Genomic DNA, 25,364 nt, shown 5'->3' with positions numbered 1-25,364 from the left:
TTCATTTATTTATTTTTTATATTATTTCTTACTATTCTGCTGTTAAAACAGCAGAATAGTAAGAAATAGAAAGCCTTATTAAATTAAACCTATTTTTTCTAAAGTAAAAATAATATTTCTGCCTTCACTCATACCATCGATTATCTTTCTGGATCTTAAGCTATCACCAATATTTATTATTTCTACATCTTTATCTTTAAAATAATCTTGAAGTTCATCTAATCCCTGGTTTTCTGGTCTCATTCCAAGACATACAAATCCATAATCAAAATATAAATCCTCTTCCTTATCGTTTTTCTTTACTTTAAAGTGATCTGATGTAACTTCAACAAGCATAGTTTCAGTATGAACTTCAACATTATAATCTTTAATTATTTTCATCATAGAAAGCTTTGTTATTACATCTAAGTCCTTACCAAGGAGTGGTAACATCTCAACTATTGATACCTTTGCCTTTCTTTCAGCAAAGAATTCTATAACATCAAGCCCTACAGCTCCTCCACCAATAACTACTATTTTTTTCCCTTCAAAGTTTTGTGAAGTAAATTTATCAATATTATTTAGAAGTCCAAATATTGAATATACATTTTCTCCCTTATCAACATGCTCCATTAAGCCTTTTATAGTAGGAAGAAGAGGCTTTGAACCTGTAGCATTTACTATAACATCTGGCCTTAGATTTTCTATAGTTTTAATATCTGCTTTTGTGTTAGTATATATAATCAAATTGCTAAGTTTTTCAGCTCTCTTAATCAAATAATCAGGCAAAAATGAAATCCTGTTTTTATCAGGTAGTTTTGAAATCTCTCTTGCAAGTCCACCAAGATATGGCTTTTGTTCAAAAATAAATGTTGTGCAACCTACCTCTGCAGCAGTACAAGCTGCTTCAAGTCCAGCAGTTCCTCCACCTATAACAACTACATTTGTAGGTCTTTTAACTTTTCTAATTTTATATTCATCTTCATTTATAATATCTGGATTTACTGTACATCTTATAGGTCTATTTAATCCTATCCTGTGACCTGCACAACCAATATTGCAAGAAATACACTTCCTTAGCATATCCTCTTGGTTATTTTTTACTTTTAAAACCCAGTTTGGCTCTGCAATCAATCCTCTTCCTATTCCAATAAGATCAGCTTTTCCTTCTGATAAAATCCTTTCAGCTATCTCTGGGTTTCTAATATTCCCTGTTGTTATTGTAGGCTTATTGAATTTGTCTCTTACTGCTTTAGACATATATGAACGCCAGCCATCTGGAAGATTCATACTATCTATTTGATACTGAAGTGAATCATTTAAACCTGCTGAAACATCAAAAATATCCACTTCATCATTTAAGTATTCCAAAATTTTCAAAGTATCTTCTAATGTATTTCCACCTTCTAAAAGATCATCTGCACTTATTCTAAATAGTATTGGGAACATTGGTCCAACTTCTTTTCTTACGCTATCAATTATCATTCTTGCAAATCTTGTTCTGTTTTCTACACTTCCACCAAATTCATCATCGCGTTTATTATAAATCGGAGATAAAAATTGACATATTAAATATGAATGTCCTCCATGTATTTCAACTGCATCAAAACCTGCTGTCTGAACTCTCTTTGCTGCCTTTCCATACTTTTCTACTATTTCAAATATCTCATCCTTTTCCAATGGTCTTGGGATTGCCCCTCCTGTTTTAGAAGGAATATTTGAAGAAGAAACTGGCTGACAGCCTATTCTATCTGGAACTGCTGATGCACCTGAATGGTTAATCTGCATTGCAACACAAGCACCATATTTATGCAATCTTTCTGTGAGCTTATATAAAGATGGTATAAAGCTATCATGATCTATTCTTAACTGGCTTGTACCATTTGAGCCTAAAGGAAAATCGACAGCTGCATTTTCCAATATTATTAATCCTGTTTCACCTTTAGCTCTTTGCTCATAATATTTAATATGTTCCTCATTAATTTCACCATTTTGGCCTGCAAAATTTGTGCCCATAGGTGTCATTACTATTCTATTTTTAATAGTCATATTTTTAACTTTAAGAGGGCTAAAAATATTTGGGTATTTTGTCATTAGGCCACCTCCGCAACTTTTAAATTTATTTCAAGTTAATATTCAACATGATATTTGATAATTCTAATTCTACAATGTTAAATACTTAACATGTTTAATTATAGTATAAGCATATCTATAAATCTATTTAATTATTTTATGTTTATTTATAGAATTTTTTTATAGATTTTTATATAATAATTATATCCTACATAGAAAGGATGAAATTTTATGAATTTAAAGCATCTTGAATATTTTAAGGTATTAGCCCAACTTGAACACTATACATTGGCTGCTGAAAAACTATCTATTACCCAGCCTACATTAACTTATGCCATATCGGAATTAGAAAAAGAATTAGGAACCTATCTTTTTGAGAAAAACGGAAGGAATGTTCGTTTAACTAAATATGGTAAGATATTTCTAAAACATGTTGAAAATGCTTTAAGTGAACTTGAAAAAGGGGAAAAGAAAGTAAAGGAGCTTGTAAGCCCTTATAGCGGTACAATTGACATGGCTTTTATATATACCTTAGGTTCTTTTTTTATTCCAAATTTAGTAAAAAACTTTTTAAATAAGGAAAAAAATAAAAATATAAAATTTAATTTCAGTCAGGGGACAACAAAAAATATTGTTAAAGGCCTTAAAGAAGAAAGATTTGATTTAGCCTTCTGCTCCTTTGTAGAAGGTGAAAACGACATTGATTTCATACCTATACTAAAGCAAGAATTAGTACTTATTGTTCCAAAATTTCATTCTCTATCAAAATTTGATAGTATTGATTTAAAGGATACTGCATCTTTCCCTTTTGTATATTACAACTCAGAAAGTGGTATACGACCTGTAATAGATAATTTATTTAAAGAAGTTAATATTATACCAAAAATAGCATGTGAAGTTGAAGAAGATAGTGCTGTTGTTGGATTGGTATCTATAAACTATGGTATAGCTGTTGTTCCCAAAATATGGATACTTGACCATTTTAATATCAAAATAATTCCAATAAAAAATCCACAATATACCCGATACATTTATCTTGCATACGTGAAAAATAAATATATAAGCCCTTCAGCAAATCTATTCAAAGATTTTGTAATTAATAATTGCAAATTAAATAGTTAACTTTCAATTTTTTAATAAGAAATGAATTATATTATGCTGAAAGCTAATAAATAGTTTTCAGCTATTTTATTTAAACAAATACTCCTTTAAAAATATTTCATACATCTATATAATAATATTAAAAGCATAGGTGGTGATTTTATGAAGGTTCTATTTACTTATGATTACGGACCAGAAAAGATGAACAAAGTAATAGACCTTGGATATGAGCTTGTTTATAAATACGAAGGTACAATCACAAATACCCTTGATATTGAAGATATAGATATCCTCGTTTGCTACAATCCATTTCAAAGGCTTGATATATCAAAGCTTTATAATCTAAAATGGATACAGCTATCAAGCATTGGAATTGATCAGGTTCCAAAGGAAATAGTACTTGAAAGAGGTATTACTGTTACAAATAATAAATCTGGATACTCAATCCCTATAGGTGAATGGATAGTGCTCAAAACTCTTGAACTTTTAAAAAATAGCAAAAGGTTTTATAAAAATCAGGAGGAAAAGATATATAAACTCGATACATCCCTGCTTGAGCTTTATAACAAAACTATTGTATTTATAGGAACAGGGAGCATAGCAGTTGAGGCTGCAAAACGTTTTTCTGGATTTGGTGTTAAGATACTTGGAATAAACACCTCTGGAAGGAATGTTGAATACTTTGATAAATGCTATTCTATTGATGAAATTGATGATGTTATAAAGCAAGCAGATGTTTTAGTTTTATCCATTCCTTCAACTGAAAAAACATATCATCTTATAAATAAAGAAAATATAAAACTATTAAAAAGAAACAGTGTTATTGTAAACATCTCCAGAGGAAATATAATAAAGGAAGATGATCTTGTTGATGCTTTAAAAGAAGGTATTATAGCCGGAGCTGCCCTGGATGTTTTTGAAACAGAGCCACTTCCTAAAGATAGCCCACTTTGGGAACTTGAAAATGTTATAATAACACCTCACAACTCTTGGATTTCAGAAATGAGAAACGAGCGAAGATTTAATATAATCTATGAAAACCTAAAAAGATATGTAAATGGTGAGCCTTTAAAAAATATAGTAAACATAATAAAAGGATATTAAAAGCCCTAAAACTGCGAAATAGCAGTTTTAGGGCTTTTAAACTAAATTTTTCTTTTTTTATGCAAAATACATAACAGGTCATGACTAAAAGTAGCCACAACGACGGCATGAAAAAGTTTGTGGTTTATCAAAGGTAACAGGAGGGACGGTTACTTATTAACAGGAGGGACGGTTACTTATTATATTAAATAAACATAATATTTTATGGATGGGCCCCTAATTTTGCAGATATTGTGTATGAAATAAGTAACCGTCCCTCGGCTTGTACACTAACCCTACCTGTTATTATAATATATAATAATAGTATAAAAATATTCCTGGAGTTGATATTATGGTTAAGTTTTTAATATGTTTATTTATATTTATAATAGTTCTTCAATTAATGTTTAAAACTGTAAAGTTTGTTTTTAAATTAGCATTTTTATTTTTTATTCTATGGTTTTTATATTATTTTATAAGCTCTATATTTCCTCTTAGGTTTTAACTATGCTCTTTTTATCCATTTTGTATATATGCGTGCGAGTTCAGTATCATCATCTAACCTTATTACATGATGATACTGTACGCTATTTTCATCTTTTTTAACTTCTATGTATGATGCATATATAGAATGCCCATAGCTTGTTTCTTTTTTATATAAGACATCAAAGGAAGATAGATAATAGTTTTCATAAATCTCATCGGGTATTGTTTCAATAATCCATTCGATATACTTTTTATTATTTACATGGCCATTTGTATCTATATCACTTCTTCTTATTTCATATTTTCTTTTATTTTCATCTATTTCTATCTTTTCAAAATTTCTAAAGGATTCATCAGTTGCTATTTCATCAACAACTCCATAACAGTCACTGATTTCTTTAGGTATTTTAACTGCCCTTCTTTTATCTATATCTATTAATATCCATTGGGATGCAGCACTAATTATTTTACTGCCTTTTTCATCCTTTATTGTAAACCATCTATTTGCAAAATACCTATCAAAACTTGATGCCCAAGTTTCGACATATATTTTGTCTTTAAAAGAAGGATATCTTTTTATTTCAACATGCCATTTTGAGAGTACCCATGCATATCCTTTTTCATAAAGCTCCTCACATCCCAAACCTACGCTCCATGAATGGCTTATTGCTGTTTCTTCAAGATAATTTAATATTGAAAGAGGAGTTATTCTATTAAATTTATCTACATCATAATAGTATATTTCAAAGTTTTTTCCATATTTATTCATTATTAAGTTAAGCCTCCTACATTTTATGATTTTTTAATTATTATACCACTTGCATGAATGTTTTTCCTTATTTATTTCTTAATAAAAATTGAAATTTATATTATTTTTTTAGTAATATCACTGTAAAATTAATTCTTTTATTCAATTGGCTTTCTACCTACATTTTTCATTTATGTAAAAAAATATTTTTATAAAACTCCTCAGGAATTGATTACCATTAAATAAGTAGATTAAAACCTATATATTATGATAGAATAAAATTTAGAGTTTAAAACTTAACACTGTTTATAAAAAGTAATAATTGTTATATTTATAATAAAATAACTCAAAAGGATTAATGTTTAAAGAATTAAAGGAGGATTAGTTATGACAATTTATGAAGAATCCCTTAAATTTCACGAAGAAAAGAAAGGAAAAATTGAAGTTGTATCAAGGGTTGAAGTTAAAAATTCAATGGATTTAAGTTTAGCCTATACTCCAGGGGTTGCACAGCCCTGTCTTGAAATTCAAAAAGATCCTTCAAAGGCTTATATTTATACAAGAAGATGGAATACAATTGCTGTTATCTCCGATGGTACTGCAGTTTTAGGCCTTGGAGATATAGGTGCCCTTTCATCTCTTCCTGTTATGGAAGGTAAAGCAGTTTTATTTAAAAGCTTTGGAGATGTTGATGCTTTTCCAATAGTTATAAATACCAAAGATGTTGATGAACTTGTTGAAACAATCGTAAGAATATCTCCATCCTTTGGAGGAATAAATCTTGAAGATATATCTGCTCCAAGATGTTTTGAAATTGAAAAAAGATTAAAAGAAAGACTTGACATACCTGTATTCCATGATGATCAACATGGAACTGCAATTGTTGTTTTAGCTGGACTTATAAATGCCCTTAAAATAGTAAAAAAGAAAATGGAGGATTTGAAAATAGTTATAAATGGAGCTGGTGCAGCTGGAGTTGCAATTGCAAAGCTTCTTTTATCATCAGGGGCTAAAAATATAATTCTTTGCGACAGGAAAGGTGCAATTTATAAAAATCGTGAAAATATGGATTCATCAAAGGTTGAAATCTCAGAGATTACAAATCCTGAAAATCAAAAAGGTAATCTTTCAGATGTAATAAAAGGAAGCGATGTATTTATTGGAGTTTCAGTAGCAGGAGCAGTAACCGAGGATATGGTAAAGACTATGAATAAGGACAGTATAATATTTGCAATGGCAAACCCAACCCCTGAGATATTCCCTGAGGATGCTAAAAAGGCTGGAGCAAGGATTGTAGGAACAGGAAGGTCTGATTTTCCAAACCAGATTAACAACGTTCTTGCCTTTCCAGGAATATTCAGAGGAGCCCTTGATGTCAGGGCAAGTGTTATAAATGAGGAAATGAAAATAGCCGCAGCAATGGCTATTGCAAGCTCGATACCCGATAGTGAACTTTGTGAAGATAATATAATACCAAAGGCATTTAACCTTGAAGTTCAAAAGAAGGTTGCACAGTATGTTAAAGAAGCTGCTATAAAATCTAAGGTTGCAAGGATATAATAAGGCTGGCACTTAATAATTAGTGCCAGCCTCTTTTATTTTTAAGCTTTATTAAAATGGCCAAAACAAATATAAAAATATAAAATTTTATAAGCACTTTTATATTTATACAGTCAAATGTTTAATTATTCTTAATAATATTGTAATCAATTATATAATAATTTAATATTATAATATATGGTTAATTTTAGTTTTTTTGGAGGTTACATTGATGTATGGATTGAGTAAATCCATTTTAAAAGCCATTGCTGCTATAGGAACCTTAATTGTTATTGGAGCAGCAGCCTTAGTAGCCTTAAACAACCAAAAAAATGTAAATAATAATTCTCATCAGAATACCAAAACAAAAATTCAAAATAAAAATGGTGAAAGCTCAAATTCAACTTCTCCTGATAAAAATAACGATTCTTTATCTAATTCTGATATGCCCCTTGACCCAAACATACCTGATGCCTATTATAAAGCAATAGTTAGTATATTTGAAACGAATCAATTTGAAGCAGATGCCCAGGTTTCTTCAAAGGGAATTATTGACTCATTTTTAATATCAAATGATATTTTAATTTATGATAATAAAACTGAAAAATGCTATATATTAGCAAGAAGTTTAACCTATAAGGGAAAGGGAAAAGTAAATGTTAAGCATTTAGGTGGTTCATTTTCTCAAGTTAAAAATTATGACGCAACTGGGGAGCTTATAGAATTATATGGTGACCTTATAACCGAAAAAGATAATGTTCCACAATATGATAAACTTCCTGTAAGATTAAATGTCAAAGAAAGTCTTATATTAACCTTACCACCCACTAAATCCCAGGATTGGGTATCAAATATAATAGGACGTGATGTTTCCGATGGCCCTCCTTTAGTTTTCCCTCCTGAATCACTTGCTAATGCTCAAATAGCTCTTATCCCTGACTCTAAAAATATTGAAGTCTCAAGGACATATAGCTCTTCAGAAACTGTACTTGATGAAGTTACTGGAAATTTAGTTAAGCCTAATGGAAAGTTTCGTATAGAGTTAAGGAAGTTAACTGATGTTGAAGCTATGGGTGAGATTGCAAATCTAAACTCAAAGCTTTTAGAAAATAAAAAAATAGATTTTACTACTGATTTTATCCCTGATCCTGAATCTCAAATAGATGAAAATAAAGACATTTCCGTTGATACTTTGAATGGACTTCCTTTGCCAAAGGACTATCCTCAAGATATATTCCCAATATCAGAAGATGCCTTTGTTGCAATTTCTAATACTGTACCAACTGAAGGCAGTAAAAATGGATATGAAGTAACTATTAAATTAAAAGAATCAAAAGAAGAAGTATTAAAAAAATATGAAACTCTTCTAAAGGATGCATCAACCTTTACAATGAATGGAGTATCCACAATGCAAGGCGAAAAAAAGGGTTATGAATATAATGTTATGATTATGGATAACACCTTAGGTGGTAAAGAAAAAACAATGATTCAAATTATATTAACTCCTGTAGAGGATTAATTTTTAAATGGAGGTTTTAATATGATAAGAAAATTAATTAGTCTTATGGTTATTTTATCACTGTTACTTTTTGCAGGATGCGGCTCAAAAACAGATGAGCAAAATAAGCCAAAAACAGAAACTCAAAGTACAGCAGAAAGTCAAAATTCCTCAAATAACCAAGCACAAAATTCACAATCTGAAACTTCAAATTCAAATGACAAAATTTCTGTTACACAAGGAACAACTAATAGTGCAAAGCTTCCAAAGGAATATCCTTCTGATAAATTCCCTATATATGATGGAAGCTTTATTTCAACAGTAACAGAATTGGATGGCAGCTATGTTCTTACAGCTTTCAGTAAAGATGATGTTAAAAAAGTTATAGCATTTTACAATAAGGTTTTAGAGGGTGCAAAGGTACAGATGGATACTAAAACTGATGAAAGCCTTACATCCTTTGGAACAAAAAGTGGGTATACTTATAATTTAGATGTAGGAAAGAGCAGCGAAATGGAAGGTTATCAAACTATAATAACCATATCCCTCCAACCACAAAAATAAAATATAGCAAGGGACGGTTACTTATTTATTGTATAATGACATAATTATATTGCGCATTTCGGGTTTTGGAGTTTCATATTTCATGGTACGGTTTTCGTTTTCGTGGTACTTTTCGTGGGACGGTTACTTATTTATTATTACAACTAAATAATTTTATGAATAAAATCACCTCCAATTTGGCAAAATAATACTAAAAATACAACCTAATTTGGAGGTGTTCTATTATGCCAAGATTGGCACGCGAAAAATCCTTTGACTCGATTTATCATATCATGGTAAAAAGTATTTCCGAGGTAAACCTTTACATAGACGAAAAAGATAAGGCAAAATATTTGGATTTTGTGAAAAAAGCTCAGGATCAGTTTGAATTTAGAGTTTACTCCTACTGCCTTATGGATAATCACGCCCATTTTATTATTGATGCTAATGGAGCCGATATCTCAAAGATTATGCATTTTATAAACTATAAATATGCTATGTATTTTAACAAAAGATATGAAAGACATGGCCACCTTTTTCAAGACAGGTTTAAAAGTAAAATTGTCAAAGATGATAGATATCTCTTTGCCTTAACAGCCTATGTTCATTTTAATGCAACGGATATTAAAGGCTACGAAACTAACCCTCAGGATTATCCTTTTTCATCCTTGGGAATATTTTTAGCTGAAAAAAAAGATGAATATGAACTTATTGATGATGAGTTTATTTTATCTATGTTCAACCTAAAAGAAGCTACTGCAAGGGCTATGTACAGGGATTTTATATTTAAAGTAAAAAGCGTAGTAGATGCTCAAAGGGAAGAGTTTAAAAATGATCCTACGGAATACCGAAGCATGAGGACAGTTCTTGTAAGGGATATATCTCCTGAGAAGATAATAGAAATAATTACAGAGAAGTTTAACATAGATAAGCTCATGCTGAGGATAAAAAGGGCAAAGGATGTAAAAGAGGCAAAGGCTGTGCTTTGCTTTGTTTTAAGGAAGTTTTGCGATTTAAAATGTGCTGATATATGCAGGATTTTAGGGAATGTAGGGCAAGCCAATGTTTCGAAGCTGTGCTCTATAGGCAGAGAGCTTGTAAAGGAGGAAAAGTATAGGGGATTGATCGATGAAATTTTAAATATGTGTGCATAAAGTTTTGAATATTGAAGGAAGTAGTTACCATTTGTGTAGAAAATAATATCTACCTTTTTTGAAATTTAATTAATCGATTATAAAAAACTTTGTTAGATATTCGCAAGTCAATAAAAAGTTTTTGCGTTTTAGGATAAAATATATATTAAAATTGGACATACCTATTCAAAATAAGGTGAATTTTTTAAAAAAACAAATAATTTTTTAAGGGGAAACGATGGAGTTGGGTAAGCAATGGGGTATTTTTTAAATTTGGATAGATGAATTAAATAATAAGTAACTGTCTCACAACAATACATAACATAACACCACACTCCAACACAGATGAATAAATAATAAGTAACCGTTCCTTATCAATAGTCCCTTATCAATATGCATTAGAAGGTAAATTAATAAGTAACCGTCCCCTATCCCCCCTGTAACCCTACAACAAAAAGCGATATGGGACGCTTTGCATCCCACATCGCTTTTTTTATTACTGGATATCATTAAAGAATCTATGATAATAATCTTTCGGTATAAACTTAAGAATAGCATGCATATTTTCACTTATAACATCATACTTTTCTTTTATTATTTCCCTTGCTTCCCATAAACACTCATAATGTTTTTCATTGCATAATCTTAAATTATAGTTTTCAATTTTATTAGTTTCCCAGACTTCACATCCCTCGAATGGATTAGCCGTTCCAAGATATAATTTATTACAACTATCTACATAGAGTATTCTTCCTCCATAGTTGTAAGGATTACCAAGCCCATTTAAGAAAACTGATTTGAAATGGATTCCATCTTCAGAAGTATAGAGGTCAAATCCTATTGGATAGCCTATACCTCTTAGTATTTTTACCACGCTTTCATATATTTCTATCAAGATTTTTGTTATTTTTTCACCTATAAGCTCTTCTAATGCAGCTCTGTTAGCTAAAAGAGTATTCAATATTACTTCCATATTGCTTGAATCATCAAAGGTACTTATATAAAGTCTTCTCTGGTATTCCTGTATCTGCCATGCATACACATTAAATGGATTATTAAATCCTGAGCTAAGCCCCGACATACTTTTGTATTTATTATCATCTGATTGATTTAAAGGTATTAAAGGATTTCCTCCAACTATTAGCTGCCAGTTATCATTTCTGTCAATTCTTATAATGTCGCATCCCATTGGAATAAACCAAGCTAATGGAAGCTGCTTTGTACCACTCACATAAAGATGATTTTTAAATACACCGATGCTTAGAGAATACTTGTTTAAAGGATTTCCAAATCCTTTATCAACTATAAGCGTCCATTCATTCATTTCAGGTTCTTCTCCATTAGTTCTCCAGACTTGTACCCCATCAGCATTAGCAGTAGCAACATATATTCTATTATTAAATACTGCCATATTGCTTATTGCTCCTTTGGGATTTCTGTCAGGATCAAACCCTTTAGCATCGCTGTCTATAACTTTCTCCCAAGGATAAAATTCAGGATCTTCACTTCTATACAAAAGCGGTATTGAACTTGGATTCCCCTCATCAATAGTAGCTATATATAGTTTTCCCCTGTGCGTTACCATAGCTCTTGAAGAAGTCCCTCTTAAGGTATCATCCAAAACTTGATACCAATTAACACCATTAGTGCTCTTTAGAACTTTCACTTTCTCTCCAAAGGCCGCTGCATAAAGACATGGGCTGCCTCCAAAAGGCCTGTGCCTAATCATAAACCTGAAACCGTAAATTTTAGAGCTTAAAGGAGCTTTGTAAACTCTTTCCCATGGAAGTTTTCCGTCTTTCCCATATCTCCATATTTCAGCGAAATTATCAACTTCATACGATCTTATTAATGCCGGAATTTGAGTTTTGGGATTTATAGTTGAACTGATAATATTAATCAGTATATTTCTTCCCGTACCTACATAAATAAAATCTCCTAAGTCGCTCATCGACCATGCATAGTTATTTTGCCTTGCATTGTCAAGATTTTTATAGTCAAACCCGTTAATCGGAGTTAAGCTGCGAAAATCAGGCATCTTTATTCCTCCTTTATAATATTTATCAATGCCCTCTTTCACTTATAGTATATTTAAAACATATAATATTGTTACAAAATACGCATATCTTGTGCTTTACTTAGAATCAACTATCCCCGACAGAATAATAGATATAATCACATAAAAGCTTAACAATGCAATTGTTATATTTATATTCACCTTTTTGAAATTATTTCATAATATTAAATAATTTGTACCCATCTAATACTACTCCAAACTACATATTATCTTTTGGTAATATCACAATAAATTTAGTTCCATTATTCAATTGACTTTCCACCTCTATTTTCCCATTATGTGCATCTACTATAGCTTTAGTTATTGTAAGACCGATTCCTGCCCCTCCTGTTATCCTGCTTCTTGATTTATCCGCGCGATAAAATCTTTCAAAAATATATGGTAAATCTTCATGGGAAATTCCAATTCCATTATCAATTACACTAATTTGTATTTTATCCTTAAATGCATCAAGCTCAACTCTTACTTTCCCACCCTTTGGAGTATATTTTAATGCATTAGATAAAAGATTTACAATAACTTGACTTATCTTATCCTTATCTGCATTTATTATTTCTTTTTTACCTTGGAATTTTATATCTATTTCTTTATTATAAAAATCAACTTCAAAATTCTTTATGATATTCTTTATAAGCTCTGATATATCAAAATAAGTTTTATTTAAAATCAAATTTTCACTTTCATATTTTGAAAGTTTTTCAATATCACCAACTAACCTTTTAATACGCATTATCTCTTCATGACAGCTTTTTAATCTTTCAATATCCATTTCCCATATCCCATCAATCATTGCTTCTATATGGCTTTGAAGGGTTGCTAAGGGTGTCCTAAGCTCATGAGCAACATCAGCTGTAAGCCTTTTTCTTAATATCTCTTGATTTTGAAGGGTTTCTGCAAGATTGTTTATTGTTTTAGTAAGCTCAAGAATCTCTATAATATTTGATTTTTCATTTATTTTTTTATCAAAATGCCCTTTTGAAATCATTTGAGCAGTATCTTTTACTTTTAAAATTGGATTGCTTAAACTCTTTGTCATATACGCTCCAACAACTAAAGATAAAAAGAAAGAAAATATTCCAACAACAAGTAACAATTTATTTATTTCATTAATAAATTCAAGATCATTGTCATTAAAAAAATAAGGTCCATAATACCCGATTTGAACTGTTCCAACTTGAATTGATTTAAAATCTATTTTATACGTATTCTCAACATAGCCGCCCTTCCAATATGGATAGCGGCTGTTCATATTATTTGCCATGTGAGAAATCATTTGCTGGCACATACCATTGTTGTGAACCGTAGCATCCCAAATAACTTTACCATTTGAATCAGTTACCCTAATAATCATTCCCTGTTCTAATGCGTTTATTCCTATATTTTCTATTACCCGTGTATCCCATTTTCCGTCTTCTTTATACTGTTCTTTTATAAGGGAAACTATTTCGTTGTTTTTACGTTTTTGATTCTGTATTACATAATCTTTAAAATTTTTTTCTAAAAATAAATTTGTAAAAACACTAATTAAAAATATACATACCAAAGCTATAAAAATATAAGATAATGATAATTTTGTTTTTAATCTATATTTCATCACTTCCACCGCCAAACCTGTATCCAATTCCATGAACCGTTAATATATATTTAGGGTTTTTAGGATCAATTTCAATTTTTTGCCTAATATTCTTTATATGTGTATCTATTGTTCTATCATATCCATCAAAATCCTCTCCAAAAGCCATGTATATAATCTCTTCCCTTGTAAATGTCTTATCAGGATACTTTAGCAAAGTCATAAGAATTTTATATTCATTTGGTGTAAGATTAACAATTTCCCCATTCTTTCTTATTTCATATTTTAAGATATCAATAACAAGCTCATTATTATTAAAGCACATAATATTTGCCAAAGGAACTATTGCATCGCTCGTTCTCCTTAATACTGCTTCAATTCTTGCAACCAACTCTCTCGGGCTAAAAGGCTTTGTAATATAATCATCTGCACCAATATTTAGTCCCTTTAAAATATCCTCCTCTTCCACCTTTGCAGTAAGCATTATTATAGGCACTCTCGATATTTTTCTTATTGTTTTGCAAATTTCATCTCCAGGAATATCGGGAAGCATTATATCTAACACTATTAAAGATGGATTAAATTTTTTAAATTTATTTAATGCATCTTTCCCGTTGTATGCTTCAATTGTAGAATATCCTCTTTTCTCTAAATACGATTTTATAACATCTACAATTTTTACCTCATCGTCTACTATTAGAATTCTCTTCGCATTTAAATTCATATATATCATCCTCTTATTTTTAAAATTCTAATTCACTGAGATATATTCCTGCAGCATCCATCAAATGTTTGATTTGGTATGTCTTCATTTAAAGAATTATCTATTTTTTCATCTTCTATTTTCGTAATATCTGACACAACCTTTATATTACTCCTAATCATACCCATCCAGCAAGTATATGTTATATTCCCTTCTTCCTCTGGAATAAATTCAATAACATTTTCTCCAGGATTTAGTTCTTTTTCTATTCCATATTTCGGTATAATAATTGTATTGTTGCATCCATTTAGATTTTTTTCTTCAACATTTATTATCCACTTCACAGGTATGCCTTTTTGCACAACTATTGGAGGATAGTAAGATGGTCCTATTTCAGTATTTATAATTTGTATATCCTCATCTATTTCAGCTTTGTTAATAGATGCAGACTTTTCATATATAGTATTTACACCTGATATTGCTAACCCCTGTTTATAGTAATAAAGCCAAGAATCATTATGAGTGCAGCGCTGACTTTAAGAACCTTATGTGCAAATCTACTGCTTAAGAAGGAACTAAATACACCAAATCCAAACATCAAAGGAACGGTTCCTAGGCTAAAAATAAACATAGATAAAGCACCTTTTATAAAGCTTCCAGTACCTAGTGCATATATCTGCATAGCCTGAAGTGGTCCACAGGGCATAAGGCCATTAAGAAGTCCTATATAAAAAGGTCCATTTTTACCATTTTTATAATTTATCTTTTTACCAAAAATTCTAAATGCAGGATTTAACCTTTTAAGCCAAGGGAAAATATTCAGCATATTAAGTGCCATTATAATCATAAATATTCCTGAAAATATTACAACTGCTCCCTTTACTCTTGATGAAAAATTTATTGCAGAACCTAATGCACCTACTATACCACCTATGATAGTATAAGATAATATTCTTCCGGCATTGTAAAGAAAGCTTGGTCTAATATAGTTAAAGTTATTATTTCTTTTATTTTCAAATGAGATACACTGCGTCATATTGATACCGCCACACATTGCAACGCAATGGAATGATGTTAAAACTCCTACTATAAAAAGTATTCCATATCCCATAGATTGATTTATCTGAGGTATGAAATTAAAGCCTATAGTATTTTTAATTATAAAGTACAATCCAAATAATAATATTGCAATACCTAATAAAACATCAACTGAATTATCCTCTTTTTTAATTATATCTTCACTGTTATCTATCTTATATCCCATTTTTTCTATGCATTGAACTATAGTTTCATATTTTATTAAATCACCATCATAAACAATATATACATTTGAATTTTTAAAGCTTGCCTTTACCTTAACAATACCATCTAACTTTTTTAATTCATTTTCGATTCTAATTTCGCGTCCTGTACATGACATGCCTTTTATTTTTACAACTTTTTCCATTAGCTTTTCATTCATAATATCCCTCCATTTATGAAATACCTTTTTATTAATAATACAGATTTTATGTGAAAATTTTATGTAGAAAAAAATAAAATTAATGCTTTCTGCAAGATATAGAAAGCATTAATTTTATATCTAAAGGGGGAATATTATTTAAATATTAAAATTCAAAGATTTCTGATTCAACAACAGCACAAATCAAATGATATATAGCTACATGATATTCTTGTATCCTGTAAGTTTCATGAGATGGTGCAACTAAGCTGCAATCAGATATAGCAGATATTTTACCACCATCCATGCCACAAAGAGCAATACATTTTAATCCTTTTACCTTTGCTGCCATAAAAGCATAGTATACATTAGCTGCATTACCTGATGTACTTATTCCTATAATAGAATCATCTTTTTTCCCATATCCAATAACCTGCTGTGCATAGATTAATGAAGAATCAACATCATTAATAAATGCTGTATTAAAGGCAGCATGTACACCTAAAGATATGGCTGGAAGGCTACCTTGAAGTTTATTAGCAATTATACTTCCTTCATCACCAAAATACTGTTTAAATTTATATTTTATATCTTCATCTAATGGTCTTTTTAATAAAAAACCCTTCATAAGTTCGCCTACTATGTGTTCTGAATCAGAGCAGCTCCCGCCGTTTCCACAAACTAATATCTTACCCCCATTATTGTAGGTATCTAATATAATGCTGCATGCTTTCATTATATTATCTTTCATAAATAATAAATCATCATTTATTTTAAAAAAAGTATCTATTTTTTGTTTAGTTCTTTCTTTCATGAGTATCATCCCAATCTTTATATTGTGAGCTCATATATTCTGCAACAATTAGCGCTGCAAAATCCCCTACAGACTCCGAAAGCATACTTGGCTCTATTTGACATACCTGTCTTGATAACGCAAGAGTTTCGTTATAAATTATCTGTTCAGCCCATGGCCATATTTCTTCATAACATCTATTAAATATGCTTCCAATTATAATTTTTTCTGGATTAAGTAAATCAATTAAAATTGATAGTCCTCTCCCAAGCTGGATACCAACAAGTTGAAGTATCTTTTTGGCTAAATAATCTCCATTTTTTGCTGCAATCCCAACTTTTTCTGAAGTAATATTTTCTATATCAATAATATCTTCACATAGAGAAGTTTTATTTCCTTTTTGAATTTCTTCCAAAACAATCATTTTAGCAAGCTGGGCAATTCCATTTCCACTACAAAACCCTTCAAAGGAACCCATCTTCCCATATCCAACAGGTCCATAATCTGAAAGCCTTATATGACCTAATTCTCCTGCCATATCATTAGTACCACTATATAATTGTCCATTTAATATCAAACCAGCCCCAAGTCCAGTTCCAAAGGTTATAAATATAATATTTGAGCACCCTTTCCCAGCTCCAATTCTCCATTCTGCCAGTGCACAGGCATTAGCATCATTACATAGCCATGCCTTTATACCTGTTTTTTCTTCTATATATCTTGTAATATTAACATTATCCCATCCTATAAGATTTGGAGGGGATAATATAGTCCCAGTCTTACTATTTAGCGGCCCCCCGCAAGAAATTCCCACTGCTTCAATCTTTTCATCTTTACTTAATAAATTCATACAGTACAAAATATCTTCAACAAAAAAATTAAGCATTTCCTTTGCAGTATATAATCTAGTATTTCTAATCTTGCACTTATGAATTATTTTAATATCATCATTCAAAATTCTGCCTAATGATACTACAGACTTTGTACCTCCTATATCTATTCCAACTACTATCACTAAAATTCCTCCTCAATCTGACCAAAGTACATAATTTAAAGTAAAAGATGGTTTTTTAAACCATCTTTTAGAGACTAAATTTATTGAAGTTTTGACTTATCAATAACAGATACACCTGTATCAACATTTTTGGACCCTGTATACTGGCCACTTAAAGCCTGTGCTGCTGCTTTCATTCCTTCATAACCCATAACATCTGGGTTTTGAGCCATTGTACAAAGAATATATCCGTCTTTAATAAGATTTAATATAGCATCAGATTTGTCAAAACCAACACCAATTACCTTCTTTCCAGCTTCTTTAATTGCATTTCCTGTACCAACAGTTGATCCTTCATTTGCTCCAAAGATTCCAACACAGCCTTGAGTAATATAGTTTGCTGCTATATCCTTTGATTTTGCTGCATCTCCTTCTCCATATTGAGTTTCTAATATTTCAAACTTTGTTCCTTTAAATGCTTCACGGAAGCCTGCTTCACGTGCTACAGTTGAAGCAGTAGCTGCATTTACATTAACAATACCTATTTTACCTTCTTTTATACCAGCTGCTTCAAGAGCTTTAAGCATTTCTTTTCCTGCAGTTGTACCTGCTGCCTTATTATCTGTTGCAAATGTTGCAATTGATGGGAAATCAGCTGGTGAGTCTACGTATATTATCTTAACTCCTGCCTGCTGTGCCTGTTCAAGAGCAGATTTTACTGCAACAGGTCCATTAGCTGCTAAAAGTATAGCATTTGCTCCACCAGCTACAGCATTGTTTATACATTCAATCTGTTTAGCATCATCTTTAACATCAGGAGCAAGCCACTTATAATCAATATTACCAAGTTCAGCAACTGCTTTTTGACAACCTTTATCAACATTTACCCAATGCTGATCCATTTGATCCATAGTGATTAAAAACACTTTGTATTTTTTTGATGCAGATTGTTCTGTAGAACTATTATTTTGAGAAGATGTCTGTTGATTAGTAGCCTTACTACCACAGCCTGCAAACAAACCTACAAGCATTGTAAAACATACTAAGATCGTTAATAAATTTTTTTTCATATTTTCTACCCCCCTATAATTTTTATATTAAAGCCTTACGCTTTAATATCAGTACCTAATAATGTTTTCTCATTTTCTTTCTTCATTTTTGGCTTATCTCTTCTTACAACTACATCTAAAAGTACAGAAATTATAACTATAATTCCTATAACAATATTACGAATAGCTACAGGTGCACCGGCAAATTGAAGACCATTTTGCAATACTCCCCAGATAGATGCTCCAATTACAGTTCCAAGAAGAATTCCTTGCCCTCCAAGGGTACTAACCCCTCCAATAACAGAGGCAGCAACTGCATACAGTTCATAACCATTACCTGCATCCATAGTTCCCATACCACTTGTAGCACATATAATTAATCCTACAATGCATGAGCAGATTGCACTATAAACATAAACCTTTGTTGTAACATAAACTATATTAACTCCTGAAAGCCTTGCAGCTTCAGAATTACTTCCTATGGCATAAATATAACGTCCTGTACGCGTCCTGCTTAAAATAAAATTGAAGATAATCCACAAAATAAATGTAATCCAAATCGTGTTATAAACATTCAAAAATCTGCCATAATAGAAAAAATCTCTAAATCCCTTTGCTGCATTACCAATTGTATCTGTGTTATAATTGTTATTTACAATCTGGGCAATTCCCCTTGCAATTGTCATTGTACCTAATGTAGCAATAAAAGGCGGAAGCTTACAGCTTGCTACAAGCTGGCCATTTACAATTCCAATTGCAATGCAGCATATAAAGGTTATTGCAACAGCAACCCACGGATTTATCCCCTTAGTCATTAATGTTGCTGAAATCATGCAGCTCATTCCAACAACTGAACCTATAGAAAGATCGATATTACCAGTAATTAAAACATAAGATTGTCCAATACCAATAATAAGTATAGGAGAAATCTGTCTAAGAAGGTTGCCAATATTCCTACTTGAAAAAAATATAGGATTTAAAATACCAAATACAATACAAAGAATTACTAAACCTATACTAATTGTAATAACTTGTCCCATACCTCTAATTTCCAACATCCTTTTAAATACATTTCTTTTCTCTTTCTTGCTCATTTTTAACACTCCCAAAACCAATTTTTAAGATACTGCAATTTTATTGTCAAATTTAGTAGCATATTCAAGAATCTTTTTCTGCGTTGCATCTTTAATATCTAATTCACCTGTTATTTTGCCGTCACACATTACAATTATTCTATCACTCATTCCTAATATTTCTGGCATCTCTGAAGATACAAACAAGACTCCTATCCCCTGTTTTTTTAGTTCATTCATGAGATTATAAATTTCAACTTTTGCAGCAACATCAATACCTCTTGTAGGTTCATCAAACATTACAACTTTAAAATTTCTTGCCATCCATTTGCTTACAACAACTTTTTGCTGATTTCCTCCTGAAAGTTTATTTGCATCAACATCAATATTTGGTAACTTTATCATCAAATCCCTAACAGCACTATTCACCATATTCTTTTCTTTTTTTCTATCTATAATCCCCATTGATTTACATAATATATCAAGATTAGGCAATGAGATATTATCCTTAACGCTTAATTTGGTACATAGTCCATCTTTTTTCCTATCTTCAGGTACTAATACAATACCAGCTTTAATTGCATCAATAGGCCTGTTTATTTTAATTAATTTACCATTAAGATAAATATCTCCTGATTCTTTAGTATTTGCTCCAAATATCGCCCTAGTTAATTCAGTTCTGCCTGATCCCATTAATCCTGCAATTCCAACTATTTCACCCTCAAATAATTCAAAACTTATATTTCTTACGAGCCTACCTGCATTTAAATTTACAACCTCAAGAATTTTTTTACCTCGATTAGATGATATCCTTGGGAATTTTTCTTTTATCTCTCTGCCGACCATATAAGCAATAATATCGTTCATTGAAACATCTTTGAAGTTTGTAGTTAAAATGTGCTTCCCATCACGCATTATAGTTATCCTGTCTGCAACATACTGTAATTCATCTAATCTATGAGAAATATATATTATTCCACAGCCTTCACTTTTTAATGTATTAATTATTTTAAACAGATCATCAATTTCCTTTGAAGTTAGAGCTGATGTAGGCTCATCCATTATTAAAATCTTTGCATTTAATGAAAGTGCCTTTGCTATCTCTACCATTTGCTGTTTTGAAACTGTAAGATCTCCAACAATTGTTTCCGGGGAAATATCAATATTTAATTTATCAAGAATTTCCTTTGCTTTTTTGTTCATCTCATTATGTGATACAATTCCAATATGTGTAATTTCACGCCCAAGAAAAATATTTTCTGCAACTGAAAGATGTGGGCACAAGTTTAATTCTTGATGTATCATTGCAATTCCAATTTCTTGTGCCTTTCTTGGTGATAGCTCGCCTACTTTTTTACCAAAAAAGTATATTTCCCCACTATCCCTGCTATAAACACCACTTAATATTTTCATTAAAGTTGACTTCCCTGCACCATTTTCTCCAAGAAGTGCCAAAACCTCTCCTGATTTTAGATTAAAGGATACATTATCAAGTGCTTTAACACCTGGGAAAGACTTGTAGATATTTTTAGCTTCAACAATATACTCATTCATAAAATTCACCTATCTTCATTGCTATTTTTGTGTTTTAATATTCTGATAATTCCATAAATAATATAACATAATTATAACAGGTGGATAACGGGGTATCCTTTGGTTTTAGGTAGATTTTTTTTGGGATTTTATTATAAATAAAAGAGCATCATAAGAAAGAATTCCTTCTAATTAAAGTTATAGAATTCTTTCTTATGATACTCTTTACATAATCTTCCTTGATCAATAACAATCAACCTATCTGCAACCGATAGTGAATCAGAAAGATTTACAGTAAGAATAATTACAGTAATTTTTTTCTCTCTTATTTTGTTAATTAATTTTATTAAGTGCTGTTTTAAATACATGTCTATTCCCGAAAAAGGCTGTATGCAAAAAACAACTTTAGGCTTATAAAGATGTATCCTATAATAAATCAAGTTGTATAAAGATTGGGGAGATAAATTTGAAATATCATTTTCATAAATATCTTCTCCAATTATTGATTCATACTCTTGTATGACGCTTTTTATAATACCTTTTTTAATCCATAAAAAAGGCTTTTTATTATGTAATAAAAAACAAAGATTATCAATATAATTCATACTTTTAAAAAGCATGCTTTGTATTGGATTTTCCTGTATAAAGCAAATATCTTTCTTAAACTTATAATAATTTTTAATATAGTCAAAGCCATTAAACATTATTTTTCCTGATATAGGCTTTATTTCTTTATTCATAAGTTTTATTAAATCAGAAAATATTGTATTACTTTTATCCAAAAAAACAACACATTCTCCTGAGTTTATATTAAAACTTATATTATTTATAGATTCCGTTTTAACATCTTCAAATCTTAATATTTCACTTCCTAATTTTCTATCAGCTAAAATAAATTCTTTTTCACTATAATCAACAGTATAAGGAATTATTTTTTCTTCACTATATTCATTCCCATTTAAAACTTTTAGAACTTTACCATTTTTCATTATAGAAATTCTATCACAGATTTTAAATGCTTCTTCATAATCATTGCATATATAAAGAAATGAAATACCTTTCTTTGAAAAATACTTAACTAAGGAGTGGATCTTTTGCAGATCATTAATACCTATAAAGCTGCTTATATCTCTTAAAATAATTAATTTTACATTTGATACAACTGCCTTTAAAATCTCAACAACACTCTTTTCAAATGTGTTTAAATTATCAACTATCTCATTTGAATCAATTTCAATTCCCAATTCCTCAGTTAATATTTTTATCTTTTCATTTAATATTTTCATATTGATTATCCTATCTTTGAAACCTTTATTAAGTACAAATATGTTATCTGATATTGTCAGATTTTCAATTAAACGGCTCTTATTTTCAATTACAGCTACTGGATTCATGCTCATAGAGCTATGTTCGTAATTATTTACTAAATTTTCTTCAAAATAAACCCTTCCATAATGTATAGGTATGTTTTGATAAAGTAGCTGTATAAGGGCTTCCTTGCCATGGGCATTTATACACAAAAGCCCCATAATTTCCCCTTCAAAAATGTGTAAATTAAAATTATCTAAAAAAGTTATACCATCAATTATTTGTGTAACTTTTTCCATACGCAAAATCTCATTTTTCATTTATTCTTCACCCTGCTTTTTTATTCGCGGCAGTGTTATTTCAACATCTGTCCCTACATATTCTTTACTGTAAATATTAATCCCATAATCCTCTCCAAACAAAAGCTTTATCCTATTATTTACGTTTATTAATGCTATACCTATCTTCTTTTCATCATCATCAGGCTTAATATAATCAAAGGATTGTACCTTTAGTTTTTCATTCAATTCCCTTAAGCGGTCCTCATTTATCCCCAATCCATCATCAGAAACAGTTATAATAAGCCTTTTTGGAGTAGTTTCTATTCTTATCCATATATTACCTTTGCCCAATTTTCTTTCAATGCCATGAAATATAGAATTCTCTACAATAGGTTCTAATGTAAGTTTTGGAAGACGATATTTTAAAATTTCATCTTTATCTTCATAATCATATTCAATATTTAAATTTAAACGTTCTCCAAAACGATATTTTTGAATAATAAAATAATTTTCTTAAATTGCAATAATAAATGCAACACTCTGTGAAAAATCATGTAGTATAAGGACTAAAAATAGTCAAAATAGCCTTAAATCCATCTTAATTATCAATCTATATGTCACGCAGGGGTATGTCAAGGGCTGCGTAGCAGGCGTAGCTTTACCCTTGACATACCACAAGTGGCATCTACAATATTCATAATATGATTTAGGCTATTTTTAATAATTCCTCGTAAAAAAATTTTTCAGGAGTTTTGTAATTTAGTAATTTTCGTGGGAGTGTATTCATCCAATTTTGAATTCTTTTAATGGTATCAATAGATATATCCTTTATACTCTTTCCCTTAGGGATAAAACGACGTATAAGACCATTATGTCGTTCGTTAGTTCCTCTTTCAAAAGAAGAAAAGGGATGGGTATAATATACCTCAACATCATATTTTTTAAGAATGAATTGTAAATTACTAAATTCAACTCCATTATCTGCCGTAATACTCTTGAAAATCTTTTTAAAATTATCCTTATATACTTCCATAAGTCTCTTTATAGAATCATCAACAGACTTAGCATCTTTATTATCTAAAAGCATTATTATTTCATAACGGGATTTACGTTCTGTTAAAGTTAAAAGAGCTTTATCGCCTGATTTTTTACCTATAACAGTATCTATTTCCCAATGTCCAAATTCTTGACGAGAATTAATTTGTTCAGGCCTTAAATCAATACTTTTACCTAAAAGGCGTTTGTTCTCCCTAATTCTTTTCTTTTTAGGTTTTAAATGTGTTTTTAAAGGTAAATCTATATTACGTATAGATAAAAATCCTCTATCAATATAGTTATATAAGGTCTTAGTTGAAACAATGAACTCATCTTTCCAAGAAGGATCAGTTTTGCAATAACCAACGACAGTATCAACAGACCAATTATTTTTACGGATTTTTTCTTCTGCAAATTTTATAAAGGTTTCTACTTTAGCCAATTTAATTTTTGCTCCGCAATTTGAGCGGTGATTTTTATAGACAGCTTGCCCAGTTTCAGGGAAATAACTTGAATAATAAGATAAATCACTTTTTAATTGTGATACAGTACCACGTTTAATTTCACGGCTTATAGTACTTGGACTTCGTCCTAATTTTTTAGCAATATAACGAATACTTTTACCTTCTTTAAGCAAGGCAAAAATTTCTCCACGTTCATAAGATTTCAGATGTTTAAAAGAACGTATAGGTGTGTTATAATTATTTTTATGAACCATAGTGAAAACCTCCTGTATGTTTGGATTTGTCACCTATATCATACATGATTTTCACTATGGTTTAAATATTTTTTACCTGTTGCATTTAATTATACAATGAATCATAAAATAATTTTCAATGCTTTCTAATTCATCCTCTAAAGTTACTAAATGCTCCATATTAGAAATGATATAACGGAAAAATGTTGCTAATGCTTCTGTCATTTCTGCCAAGCTATTTAATCCTGCTGATATTGCCTCTCCTCTAATACCTTCCAAACTGTTATATAAAAAATGTGGATTAATCTGATTTTGCAGTGCAAGATACTGGGCTTGTCTTTTCGTAGCACTTATCATCTCATTTACATCTACATAAGACTTAAACTTTTTTATTGCATCGTAAAACTCAGGACTAAGTGGATATCTTAATTCATATATTCCCTGAAGTGTATACCCCTTTGAAAAAAACTCTAATACCTTTGCTGTTTCTTTATAGGGTATATAAATAAATTTATAGCCTATAAAAATAATAGTTACTAAAAATATAAAAAATACTGATAAGGTAATAAAATATTTCTTTTCTAATATTGATGTAACCATCCAAAATAGAAATAAAAAAATATT

22 protein-coding genes are annotated in these 25,364 nt (G+C 30.3%); 6 read left to right on the top strand and 16 right to left on the bottom strand.

Features of this window, described 5'->3' with window-relative positions; genetic code table 11:
* Positions 1–78: 78 nt before the first annotated feature.
* Positions 79–2,073: an NAD(P)/FAD-dependent oxidoreductase gene (locus FDN13_RS10655; RefSeq protein ID WP_138980284.1), complete on the bottom strand. Its 1,995-nt coding sequence runs from the start codon at positions 2,071–2,073 to the stop codon at positions 79–81.
* Positions 2,074–2,283: 210 nt separating this feature from the next.
* Between FDN13_RS10655 and FDN13_RS10650 the strand changes: the two genes are divergently transcribed.
* Together FDN13_RS10650 and FDN13_RS10645 are read left to right on the top strand one after the other, a co-directional pair.
* Positions 2,284–3,174: a LysR family transcriptional regulator gene (locus FDN13_RS10650; protein WP_138980282.1), complete on the top strand. Its 891-nt coding sequence runs from the start codon at positions 2,284–2,286 to the stop codon at positions 3,172–3,174.
* Between the two features lie 141 nt (positions 3,175–3,315).
* On the top strand, positions 3,316–4,257 hold the full coding sequence (locus FDN13_RS10645) for a phosphoglycerate dehydrogenase (protein WP_138980280.1): 942 nt from the start codon (positions 3,316–3,318) through the stop codon (positions 4,255–4,257).
* A gap of 484 nt (positions 4,258–4,741) precedes the next feature.
* Here FDN13_RS10645 and FDN13_RS10640 read toward each other — a convergent pair whose 3' ends face one another.
* Complete coding sequence (locus tag FDN13_RS10640) at positions 4,742–5,491, bottom strand: acyl-[acyl-carrier-protein] thioesterase (protein WP_138980278.1); 750 nt, start codon at positions 5,489–5,491, stop codon at positions 4,742–4,744.
* A gap of 366 nt (positions 5,492–5,857) precedes the next feature.
* Between FDN13_RS10640 and FDN13_RS10635 the strand changes: the two genes are divergently transcribed.
* The 4 genes from FDN13_RS10635 to FDN13_RS10620 all read left to right on the top strand — a co-directional run bounded on the left by FDN13_RS10635 (position 5,858) and on the right by FDN13_RS10620 (position 10,204).
* A complete protein-coding gene (locus tag FDN13_RS10635; protein ID WP_138980277.1) occupies positions 5,858–7,030 on the top strand; it encodes an NAD(P)-dependent malic enzyme in 1,173 nt (390 codons plus the stop codon).
* A 211-nt stretch (positions 7,031–7,241) separates the two neighbouring features.
* Positions 7,242–8,528, top strand: a complete 1,287-nt coding sequence (locus FDN13_RS10630; protein WP_138980276.1) for a hypothetical protein — start codon at positions 7,242–7,244, stop codon at positions 8,526–8,528.
* Positions 8,529–8,549: 21 nt separating this feature from the next.
* Entirely contained in the window at positions 8,550–9,071 is a 522-nt protein-coding gene (locus FDN13_RS10625) for a hypothetical protein (RefSeq protein WP_138980274.1), read from the top strand.
* Positions 9,072–9,295: 224 nt separating this feature from the next.
* Entirely contained in the window at positions 9,296–10,204 is a 909-nt protein-coding gene (locus FDN13_RS10620) for a transposase (RefSeq protein ID WP_138980272.1), read from the top strand.
* A 475-nt stretch (positions 10,205–10,679) separates the two neighbouring features.
* Here FDN13_RS10620 and FDN13_RS10615 read toward each other — a convergent pair whose 3' ends face one another.
* From FDN13_RS10615 to FDN13_RS10555, 14 genes are all read right to left on the bottom strand, one after another.
* Positions 10,680–12,221 (bottom strand): hypothetical protein, encoded by a 1,542-nt coding sequence (locus FDN13_RS10615; RefSeq protein ID WP_138980269.1) that lies wholly within the window; start codon positions 12,219–12,221, stop codon positions 10,680–10,682.
* 238 nt (positions 12,222–12,459) lie between these two features.
* Positions 12,460–13,854 carry an ATP-binding protein gene (locus FDN13_RS10610; RefSeq protein ID WP_138980267.1) on the bottom strand — a complete coding sequence of 465 codons (1,395 nt, stop codon included), beginning with the start codon at positions 13,852–13,854 and terminating at the stop codon, positions 12,460–12,462.
* On the bottom strand, positions 13,844–14,557 hold the full coding sequence (locus FDN13_RS10605; protein ID WP_138980265.1) for a response regulator transcription factor: 714 nt from the start codon (positions 14,555–14,557) through the stop codon (positions 13,844–13,846). The genes FDN13_RS10610 and FDN13_RS10605 overlap by 11 nt, the downstream gene beginning before the upstream one ends.
* Positions 14,558–14,589: 32 nt before the next feature.
* Entirely contained in the window at positions 14,590–14,880 is a 291-nt protein-coding gene (locus FDN13_RS14385) for a hypothetical protein (protein ID WP_243120209.1), read from the bottom strand.
* Between the two features lie 137 nt (positions 14,881–15,017).
* A complete protein-coding gene (locus tag FDN13_RS10600) occupies positions 15,018–15,998 on the bottom strand; it encodes an urease accessory protein UreH domain-containing protein (RefSeq protein ID WP_243120208.1) in 981 nt (326 codons plus the stop codon).
* 145 nt (positions 15,999–16,143) lie between these two features.
* On the bottom strand, positions 16,144–16,791 hold the full coding sequence (locus FDN13_RS10595) for a D-sedoheptulose-7-phosphate isomerase (RefSeq protein WP_138980263.1): 648 nt from the start codon (positions 16,789–16,791) through the stop codon (positions 16,144–16,146).
* Positions 16,775–17,785, bottom strand: coding sequence for an ROK family protein (locus FDN13_RS10590; protein ID WP_207670881.1), 1,011 nt, complete (start codon positions 17,783–17,785; stop codon positions 16,775–16,777). The genes FDN13_RS10595 and FDN13_RS10590 overlap by 17 nt, the downstream gene beginning before the upstream one ends.
* Positions 17,786–17,865: 80 nt before the next feature.
* A complete protein-coding gene (locus tag FDN13_RS10585) occupies positions 17,866–18,834 on the bottom strand; it encodes an ABC transporter substrate-binding protein (protein WP_138980259.1) in 969 nt (322 codons plus the stop codon).
* 35 nt (positions 18,835–18,869) lie between these two features.
* Positions 18,870–19,907 carry an ABC transporter permease gene (locus FDN13_RS10580; protein WP_138980256.1) on the bottom strand — a complete coding sequence of 346 codons (1,038 nt, stop codon included), beginning with the start codon at positions 19,905–19,907 and terminating at the stop codon, positions 18,870–18,872.
* Positions 19,908–19,931: 24 nt separating this feature from the next.
* Positions 19,932–21,440 carry a sugar ABC transporter ATP-binding protein gene (locus tag FDN13_RS10575; RefSeq protein ID WP_138980253.1) on the bottom strand — a complete coding sequence of 503 codons (1,509 nt, stop codon included), beginning with the start codon at positions 21,438–21,440 and terminating at the stop codon, positions 19,932–19,934.
* Between the two features lie 167 nt (positions 21,441–21,607).
* Positions 21,608–23,047, bottom strand: coding sequence for an ATP-binding cassette domain-containing protein (locus FDN13_RS10570; protein WP_138980251.1), 1,440 nt, complete (start codon positions 23,045–23,047; stop codon positions 21,608–21,610).
* A complete protein-coding gene (locus FDN13_RS10565) occupies positions 23,048–23,398 on the bottom strand; it encodes a sensor histidine kinase (RefSeq protein ID WP_256372279.1) in 351 nt (116 codons plus the stop codon). It abuts the gene before it with no gap.
* A 316-nt stretch (positions 23,399–23,714) separates the two neighbouring features.
* Positions 23,715–24,761: an IS30 family transposase gene (locus FDN13_RS10560; protein ID WP_138978399.1), complete on the bottom strand. Its 1,047-nt coding sequence runs from the start codon at positions 24,759–24,761 to the stop codon at positions 23,715–23,717.
* Positions 24,762–24,833: 72 nt separating this feature from the next.
* Entirely contained in the window at positions 24,834–25,340 is a 507-nt protein-coding gene (locus FDN13_RS10555; RefSeq protein WP_138980246.1) for a sensor histidine kinase, read from the bottom strand.
* Between the last annotated feature and the right edge of the window lie 24 nt (positions 25,341–25,364).

This window comes from Caloramator sp. E03 (assembly GCF_006016075.1).
Classification (GTDB): Bacteria; Bacillota; Clostridia; order Clostridiales; family Caloramatoraceae; genus Caloramator_B.
This window is presented reverse-complemented; position numbering and strand designations above follow the sequence as displayed.